The organism is Acinetobacter sp. YH01018 (assembly GCF_013420295.1).
In the GTDB taxonomy this organism is placed as follows: Bacteria; Pseudomonadota; Gammaproteobacteria; order Pseudomonadales; family Moraxellaceae; genus Acinetobacter.
Window position 1 is genome coordinate 1 of the sequence record NZ_VOYL01000073.1, and the last position, 8,639, is coordinate 8,639.

At 35.9% G+C, this 8,639-nt stretch carries 10 protein-coding genes; 6 read left to right on the forward strand and 4 right to left on the reverse strand.

Annotated elements, in window-relative coordinates:
• The first annotated feature begins 204 nt into the window (after nt 1-204).
• From FTT83_RS14885 to FTT83_RS14910, 6 genes are all read left to right on the forward strand, one after another.
• On the forward strand, nt 205-1,404 hold the full coding sequence (locus FTT83_RS14885; protein WP_159138898.1) for an integrase arm-type DNA-binding domain-containing protein: 1,200 nt from the start codon (nt 205-207) through the stop codon (nt 1,402-1,404).
• 33 nt (nt 1,405-1,437) lie between these two features.
• Nucleotides 1,438-1,659, forward strand: coding sequence for a hypothetical protein (locus tag FTT83_RS14890; RefSeq protein ID WP_001986288.1), 222 nt, complete (start codon nt 1,438-1,440; stop codon nt 1,657-1,659).
• A 143-nt stretch (nt 1,660-1,802) separates the two neighbouring features.
• Nucleotides 1,803-2,504, forward strand: a complete 702-nt coding sequence (locus tag FTT83_RS14895) for an IS1 family transposase (protein WP_004282341.1) — start codon at nt 1,803-1,805, stop codon at nt 2,502-2,504.
• On the forward strand, nt 2,491-3,240 hold the full coding sequence (locus FTT83_RS14900) for a transcriptional repressor KorB C-terminal beta-barrel domain-containing protein (RefSeq protein ID WP_227607606.1): 750 nt from the start codon (nt 2,491-2,493) through the stop codon (nt 3,238-3,240). Before FTT83_RS14895 ends, FTT83_RS14900 begins: the two co-directional genes overlap by 14 nt.
• Before the next feature lie 223 nt (nt 3,241-3,463).
• Entirely contained in the window at nt 3,464-4,123 is a 660-nt protein-coding gene (locus FTT83_RS14905; RefSeq protein ID WP_180041309.1) for a plasmid mobilization relaxosome protein MobC, read from the forward strand.
• Nucleotides 4,123-5,196: a relaxase/mobilization nuclease domain-containing protein gene (locus FTT83_RS14910; protein WP_104516576.1), complete on the forward strand. Its 1,074-nt coding sequence runs from the start codon at nt 4,123-4,125 to the stop codon at nt 5,194-5,196. Before FTT83_RS14905 ends, FTT83_RS14910 begins: the two co-directional genes overlap by 1 nt.
• Nucleotides 5,197-5,241: 45 nt before the next feature.
• On the opposite strand, the gene FTT83_RS14915 is transcribed toward FTT83_RS14910, so the two are convergent.
• The 4 genes from FTT83_RS14915 to FTT83_RS14930 all read right to left on the reverse strand — a co-directional run bounded on the left by FTT83_RS14915 (nt 5,242) and on the right by FTT83_RS14930 (nt 8,551).
• Nucleotides 5,242-6,177, reverse strand: a complete 936-nt coding sequence (locus FTT83_RS14915) for a hypothetical protein (protein ID WP_015060294.1) — start codon at nt 6,175-6,177, stop codon at nt 5,242-5,244.
• A 71-nt stretch (nt 6,178-6,248) separates the two neighbouring features.
• The gene (locus tag FTT83_RS14920; RefSeq protein WP_180009812.1) at nt 6,249-6,587 is read right to left on the reverse strand and encodes a DUF192 domain-containing protein; all 339 of its coding nucleotides are present in this window, start codon (nt 6,585-6,587) and stop codon (nt 6,249-6,251) included.
• Nucleotides 6,588-6,703: 116 nt separating this feature from the next.
• Nucleotides 6,704-7,999, reverse strand: a complete 1,296-nt coding sequence (locus FTT83_RS14925; RefSeq protein ID WP_180009810.1) for a Y-family DNA polymerase — start codon at nt 7,997-7,999, stop codon at nt 6,704-6,706.
• A gap of 24 nt (nt 8,000-8,023) precedes the next feature.
• Nucleotides 8,024-8,551 carry a LexA family transcriptional regulator gene (locus FTT83_RS14930; RefSeq protein WP_180041311.1) on the reverse strand — a complete coding sequence of 176 codons (528 nt, stop codon included), beginning with the start codon at nt 8,549-8,551 and terminating at the stop codon, nt 8,024-8,026.
• Nucleotides 8,552-8,639 lie beyond the last annotated feature (88 nt).

Here is an 8,639-nt window from a genome sequence, read left to right on the forward strand (position 1 = left end):
GATGACAGAAAAAGTGAGTTGTTGGGAACTTAAAGAAGAGGTGGTACTTATAATGGTTACTAAAATACAAATACTTAAAATATTAAATATATAAAACAATATATTACAAATATATATGATGCGTAGTGTACGCATCATATATATTTTCTTCTATTTTGATATAATGGATCTCGTCAATCCGCTGATAGGTTTCATTTAAATTTCATGAGTCTTACTGAAATTAAAGTTCGCCAAGCTCATTGCAAGGAAAAAACTTGTTTTTTATCCGATGAAGATGGACTTAGCCTGAAGATTGAGCCGACTGGAAGAAAATCTTGGTGCTATCGCTATACAGATCCACAAACAAAAAAACGTCGCCGCATTCAGTTGGGGCTTTATCCTGATTTATCGCTGAAAAAGGCACGACAAGTCAAAGATGACTTTAAAGACAATAATTATTGTTTTGAGTATGATACTGTCTCTAATGTCATCACCTTTCGTAAGGTAGGGGAGGAGTGGCTGCAGTTCAAACTGAAAAATGCATTTAATGATTCACCCCGCTGCGGTGTACTACAGTTAGCAGAAAGATGTTTACAGCAAGATATTTATCCAGACCTTCAGGATTTACCTTTTCAAAACATCAAGCGTTATGACCTGGTTTCAGTAATCAAAAAAATAGAGGGACGCCAAGTAAAAGAACCTGTCAAGAAAGCTTGTAGTTATTTGAACCAAATTTATGACTACGCTGTAGCGATGGGTTATTGTGAATTCAACATCGCGCATGGTTTAAATAAAATCGCCATTAACAGTAAAATCAAGAAGAATTATCCGTATTTGAAAGCGGAGGATATATCAGATTTTAAGAAAAATTTATTAAAATTGGATGCCCATCCGATTATTAAAAAAGCACTGCTGTTCAAATTACATACTGGCGTGCGAGGGGCTGAATTGTTATTGGCTGAGCCTCATCATTTTGATTTAAATGAAAAAATCTGGAAAATACCTGCCTTGCATATTAAACAGTTTCGACGAAAAGTCATATTAGGCCATGAGATTCCCGACTTCTTAGTTCCACTTTCAGATCAGGCTTTAGATATTTTAAAAGACGTCATGCAATGGTCATACGGTGAAAAGTACATTTTTGCTAGCCCACGGAAACATAATCAACCGATTCATTTTAATACATTAAATATGGCTATACGTAAGATGGGCTATGGAAAACATCAATTATCCTCTCATGGACTACGTTCCACTTTTAGTACCATTTTGAATGACTCAGGTTTGTTCCAGGATAACTGGATTGAGGCACAACTTTCACATATTGATAAGAACCGTACCCGTGCCAGCTATAATCACGCTGACTATTTAGCCCAGCGGACTGAAATGATGCAGTGGTGGGGTGATTATTTAAGTACTGCTAAGTGAAAATCGTACTTTTATACATAGACTTAAAACATTATGGGGTTTCAAATGGATAGTAAACAATATACTTGCCGTGTTACATGGTCAGCAGAATATAATGAGTATGTTGGGTTGTGTGCTGAGTTTCCATCATTGTCTTGGCTTGATGCGGATCAGTCTAAAGCATTCTCAGGAATAGAGGAGCTCGTTGCTGATGTTGTCGCTGATATGATTAGCAATAATGAAAAAGTTCCTACACCACTCTCCGGGAAAATATAGTAGGCAGTTTGTTGTCCTTGTTCTCAGTGGTTCAACAAAAACTAGCCCTCGAAGCCGCAGAACGTGGCGTGGACATAAATTGTTGGTGGTGTTTCAAAAAGTATGCTGAAAAAAAGCAGGTTGGATTTTGATAAAATAGAGAAATGCGAATAACTCTAGAAATCAAGTGTCCAGCCTGCCTAAGTGACAGTATAAAGAAAAATGGCACAAAAGTAGATGGTAAGCAAAATTACCAATGTAAAATATGCAGACGTCAATTTATTGGTGATCATGCTCTCAGTTATCAAGGCTGTCACTCAGGTATCAAAACCAAAATATTACACCTCATGGTGCGAGGCAGTGGTGTCAGGGATATAGCAGAAATTGAAAGAGTAAGTATCGGTAAAGTTCTACGGACACTTAGCCAATCAAAATATCAACTTCGAGCACAGCAAAGTCATTATGAAACCCTTGAAGTAGATGAGTTTTGGACTTTTGTTGGTCATAAGCAAAATAAACAATGGCTAATTTATGCCTATCATCGAGAAACAGGTGAAATTGTTGCTTATGTATGGGGTAACCGAGATTTAGCCACTGCAAAACGACTTAAATTAAAATTGAAGCAGTTAGGTGTAAGCTATACATGTATATCAAGTGACCATTGGGATAGCTTTGTTACGACCTTTAAAGAATGCAAACAGTTGATTGGTAAATTTTTCACTGTGGGTATAGAAGGCAATAATTGTCGATTACGGCATCGAATCAGGCGAGGCTTTAGGAGAAGCTGCAACTTCTCCAAAAAGCTTGAAAATCATTTCAAAGCCTTTGATTTAGTGTTCTTTTATATCAATAATGGATTCGTTTAATGCCAGCATACTTTTTGAAACACCACCGGAGAATAAAGAACGCCTTAACCATTCACCTATTGAGCTTGCACTTTTCATCCAAAAGAAAATTAAGCAAGGCGAGAAGAAAAACGTAATCGCTAAAAAGTTAAATGAAGATCCTGTTTTTATTTCTACTCACCTAGCTTTAGTGGATATGCCAGAGTGCTTATCTAAGGCTTATGATGCAGGTTTTAAATCTCCAAAGACTTTGTATGACTTACGCAAACTTTGGGAATCATTCCCTGAAGAAGTAAACGCTTGGGTGGATGAATCTTTAGAGAATGGTCAAGACATTATCAGATCGAAAGTACAGGCTCTATCTAAAAAGTTAAAAGAACCTAAGCAAGCTGAAGCGACTGAAGCAGATCCAGAATCAGAACCACAGGCGCAAGAAAGCCAAGAGCAAACCGCTATTATTGATGATAATGAATCTTTCAATTTTAATGGGAATGATCAAGCTGAAGCGACTGAAGAACTTGAAGTTAAAAAACTGATGGATCAATCGAACCAGAAAGAGCAGCCAGAAGCTAAAGAAGAAGATCCAGACAAAATCAAAAAACCGCTTTTAGTTGTTATTCATGACGGCAGACAAGCGAACCTGATGCTTAATAAAAAGCCTTCTTCTTTGGGTTTTGCATGGATCAAATACGAAGATGGAACAGAGGTATCCGTAGATTGCAGCAGCCTTGAAATCGAGTATTTACAAGAAGCCTAAACCTACCAATGGAAAAAGACCTTGCTAATGCAAGGTCTTTTTTTGGGCGGGTTTTCCCGACCACCTAGCTTGATTACCCTTAGTCATGACTAAGGAGAAAAGAGGGAAAAAAAGAAGATATATAATCTAGGGCAGGATAGGCAGTAGCCGTTAAAATTGCCATTTTGTCACCCAGTTGATAGAATGGGATAAGCAAAATATTACTTTGCTTATGGAATTAATCATGACTAAAGACAATAAAATCTTTTTCAGAGTTGATCGGGCAGTGCTTGATTGGTGGGAAGCAAAGTGTGAAAAACAGGGAATTAAGAAAGGCGCACCTTTCCAAAAAGCGTTAGAACTTTCTTATCAAAAAGAGAATGATCCTAACTTTTCAGGACAAGATTTTTCCTTGAATCTGGAAAAGGACTTAACCGAAAAAATCTATCAGTTAGCTAAGTTTGAAGAAGTAGATCCAGACGACTTGATCAAAAAAATGATCAAGGAAAAGTTATCTGAAATAGAAAAAACGCAAGACGTTATAGATGTATTTGAAAAAACATCACGCAAAGAATTACGGCTTAAACCAAGTTTGATGAAAGCCATTAATGAGAAAGCAGCACAGATCGGCATGAAACCGAATCAATATATCATTTCGGTTTTAACAGCTAATGTCACAAAAGATTCAATATTCTTTAGCCAGGAAGAAGCTCTTAAACTTGGCGAATCAAATAGTCAGCTTTTGGCGATTGGTAGAAACCTAAACCAAATGGCTAAGAATATGAATCAGGGTATTTATGAATCTTACGATAGAGAATTTGTCGAGCGAGTACATCAGCTAGTAAAAGCTCAAGTTAGGCATGTTTTCACTCTATTAGAGCGCAATAAAAAGAGGTGGGAATAATGGCTAACGGAAGCAGTAAGACTACCAGAGAAGTGCAAAGCACTTTGCTTGCTCATGGTGAGCAGCTACTTAACGGATCTAAAGTTAAGCGTGTTAATCAGACCCAAAGTTTAGATACTTTTTTAAATGATCTGTCTAAGCCTAAAAATGGATCTGGCCATTCAGCTAAATCAGCCCCTAAATCATCTCCAAATAGCGTTAAGGCAACTTTAAATAGAATCAGTAAAAAGACCCCTGAAGTAATGGTCAAGGTTACTGGTGGAGGTAATTCTATGGGGAAGGTGAAAGCCCACATGGGATATATCACACGGAATGGGCAATTAGAGGGAATTGATCAGGACGGAAATAAAGTTAATGGTAAGGATGATATAGAAGATACTGCTGAAGATTGGCAAATGTCAGGTACACCTATTTCTGATGAAGAATCTAAATATAAGCAGGCTTTTAATATTGTGTTATCTATGCCGAAAGGTACGGATGAAAAAGGCGTTTATGATGCTGCAAAAGAATTTGCAGAGGAACATTTTAAAGACCATAAATATATGATGGTGCAGCATACCTTTACCAATGACCCTTCAAAAGATCCAAGTGAAAACCCGCATGTGCATGTTGTTGTTAAAGCTGTTTCTGAAAAAGGTGATCGGTTAAATATCAGGAAGGCTGATCTTCAGGAATGGCGAGAAAGTTTTGCTGAAAAATTAAGATCCAGAGGGATTGAAGCGAATGCGACAAAACGTATAGCTAGGCTTCAAAAAAATAGAAGTGATAAGCAGTCAGTTAAACAAATGAAAGAGCAGGGCAAATCGTTTAAGCGATATGGTAAAAATAAGGCAAGTCCAGAACGTGTCCAGAAAGCTAAACAGCAAGAAAAAGAAGCATTGACGCATTACAAGGAAATTACTAAAGCTCTATCACAGTCACCAGATCCGCAAGATAGAAAACTAGCAGTTGATCTAGTGGACTATTTACGGAAACAGGTAGAAGTGAAAAAACCAACGCCACAGCCACAGATTCAACCTAATAAGCTAGATCTTCAACACGGAAAGAACAAGGGGAAAGAGCAAGACCGTTAATAATATAAGGGAAGGATAAGGCGCAATACTGTGCTTTAGTGCCCTTTAAAAATCCTTAATTTTCTGAGCGGGCATACCTAATTTAAACATCCTATTAAGCTCAAAAATTGCATATTTTAAATCTTTTTCAGGTATATGCTTAACATCAAAATATTCAATTTGGCCAAATCTCGCTTTATATAATGCAATTCGTTCTATTCTGTGTCGTTGCATCTGCACTGTTGACGACATAATTCGATCCATTAAATAGAATAAGTAATACGATGTGATCTGCATACTGTCTTTAATCATAAATCCATGATTTTTTGTACTTTTATAGTCATATAGTGTTTCATCAATACAAATATCTGCATCTATCCCCCCTAGTGCAACACGGATATTTGCAGAATATCTGGGATTGTATGTGATCAGACTATCAGGCTTAATAAGACCATTCTTAATGAATACATTATCAAAATTTTTGACTAGGGAAGATATATCTTCGTAAACCACGTTCTCCGTTGGTTTTAGTATGTCTTTCTTTGTTGCTACTGGTAGAAATCCAGATCGCCATAGATTTTCTAATTTAGCCAAAAGAATAATTCCACCAATAAATTCTTCATTTAGTTCTAAATCGTTTGATTTATTAGCTAGTAGAAAATCTATGTGATTTTGAATTTTTTTATACAATACCAAAATGCTTTTATTTTTCGTTTCCTCTAGAAAGCTGATAATTTTAGGTTGCTCAAATTCCTTAGCACTCAATTCAGTATTCGTGTAGTACGCACAAATTATTTTAGATAAGTAGTCAAATGCTGTACCAACCAAGCCTGAATCATAACTACTCGTTAATTTATGTTCACTCATAACTTCATAATTAGTAAAAGGAGGAATACCACTGTAAGTTTTGAAATCTTTTTTTTGGGGTGCGACACTTTTTATAATTTCTTTTACTTCCTTGCACTTAGGATCTGAAGATTTCAGTATCGACATTAAAGACATATTTTATACTCTTTATCCATATAGTTACTATTCAAACAATTTTAAAGATACTAAAGACTAGATTGAAAAATCTAAGTTTTTATTCTTTCTAATGCAAATTGAATCTTTTCTTTGGGGCAATACTGCTTTTTGGAAAACTTTTCCATTACAGCCGATCCAATAATTTTTTTATCTGTATTAAAGAAAAATATCTCTAAGTCATAAGGTACATTGACCATATTAAAACAGGTATAAATCGGCTTTTTCCACGTAAAGACTAAAGGCTTTAATGAAGGATTTTCTTTAAAACCTATTTCTTGATCATGCTCCCTATATAGGTACAGAGCCGTTAATTTTTTTCCATTAAAGCTAAACGTCTTTACTTCTTTATCTTGATCAAAGTAAGGGTTATAAACCTGTTTAAAGGCCATAACAGACACTACTATTAAAAGAGCTATAAACGCTGCATATTTTAATTTCAATTCCTGTTATTCCTTTTAGCCAGGTGGCAAGTCACATGCAAAAAAATTATCTTAGTCATGACTAATTATTTAACACTCATAAGTTGATCCCATTTAAAGTAATTGGGAGACAGCTTATTACGTGACATATTCCAATTTCTATCAGGTAGCATACTGGCACCTAATCCTATTTTTCTCTTACCAAATTTATTCTGTATATCATCGAGTGAATCCATAAGTTTATTACTTGATTCTATCTTGTTCATGTCCGTGAATAAGTCATAAATATGAGTGGCTTTAGGTTCAAGACAAGTGAGGATAACTCCACATTTTTTAAATCCAATATTCTTTTGGTATAGCTGATCAACCATTGAGGTAGCAATTTTAGAAAGTAATAAACTATTGTCTGATGGATCGGGTAAAGCGTAAGACAAAGATTTATTATAAAAAGGCTCAGAAGTATCAAATGGATTAGATTGAACAAAACTAATAATACAGCCACATAGTAAATTTTCACTTCTTAAACGGCTTACGGCATCCTGAACATAAAGCGTAATCGCTTCTTTAAGATCCTCACAGCTATAAACTTTCTGGCCAAAGGAACGGCTTGCTATTATTTGTTTTTTTGCTTTAGGACTTTGCTCAATTTCAATGCAAGAAATTCCCTGTAATTCTAATAGAGTTCTGTGCATGACTACAGAGAATTGATCTCTAATCATTAAGGGTGAAGCACAAACAAAATCTAGAACTGTATTAATGCTTAGGCTATTCAGCTTTTTAGTATGCTTTCTACCAATCCCCCATACTTCACTAACTTCTATAGATTGATATAAGCCCTCAATCGAACAATAGTCCATTGAAACAAGGTTACATACACCTTTTAAATAACTATTCTTTTTAGCGATATGATTAGCCATTTTTGCTTCTGTTTTAGTCCGTCCAATTCCAATACAGGCCGGCAAACCTAGCCAACGTGAGAGCCGATCCAGAATTAAATGAGCATAAGCAGTTAGATCATAATTTGAAGCATAAGCAGTTAGATCTAAAAAGCATTCATCAATCGAATAAATTTCTTGTTCTTGAGGTGTAACAAATTCAGCTAGGACTTTTATAAATCTGCGGGACATTTCCGCATATAGAGCATAATTACTCGAAAGGACTGTAATATTGTGCTGCTCTACAAGCTCCTTGAGTTGAAAAAGAGGTACACCCATCTTTATTCCTAAGTCTTTAGCTTCTTGTGAACGAGCCACAGCACAACCGTCATTATTAGATAATACGATTACTGGCTTATTATTCAGGCTTGGATTAAAGACACGTTCACAGCTTACATAACAGTTATTAATGTCTACCAAAGCAAAAATCTTATTTTGATTTTCCATGTAGATTAGACCAATAGGATTAGATTATTTATGTTTCCTAAATGGCTTAATGACAAAGGTCACTACACCCCATATTAATAATTCTTGGCAATCATTAAGGTGAATATCGTCATAATCTGGATTTTCAGCTTTAAGCCAACACTTATCACCTTCAATCATTAACCGCTTAACGGTGAACTCATTGTCAATTAAAGCAATAACAATATCTTCGTGTTTAGCTTCAAGACTACGATCCACTAAAAGCTCGTCATCAATTTCAATGCCTGCGTCACGCATGGAAAGAGAAGCTACTTTGACAACAAATGTTGCAGCTTCATTTTTCACAAGGTGTTCATTCATGTCTAAAGTTTTATCAATGTAATCTTGTGCGGGAGAGGGGAAACCAGCAGCTACTTTTTCTGAAGCTAAAGGAATACGTTTAAAGGTTGAAGGATTAATTAAAGTAATAGTAGCTACATCATTTAAGGTAGTCTTTTTATGATTCGCTAAAAACTTCTTAATCTCTACAATACGGGCACTGTTGCAAATAGTCGGTGGTGATAAACTTATCATCCCCTTTTGCTGATGGAGCTGCACATGAACCCATTCAAAGGCCGGCATTTTCAGCGTGACATCATTCTGTGGGCCGTACGCTGGTACT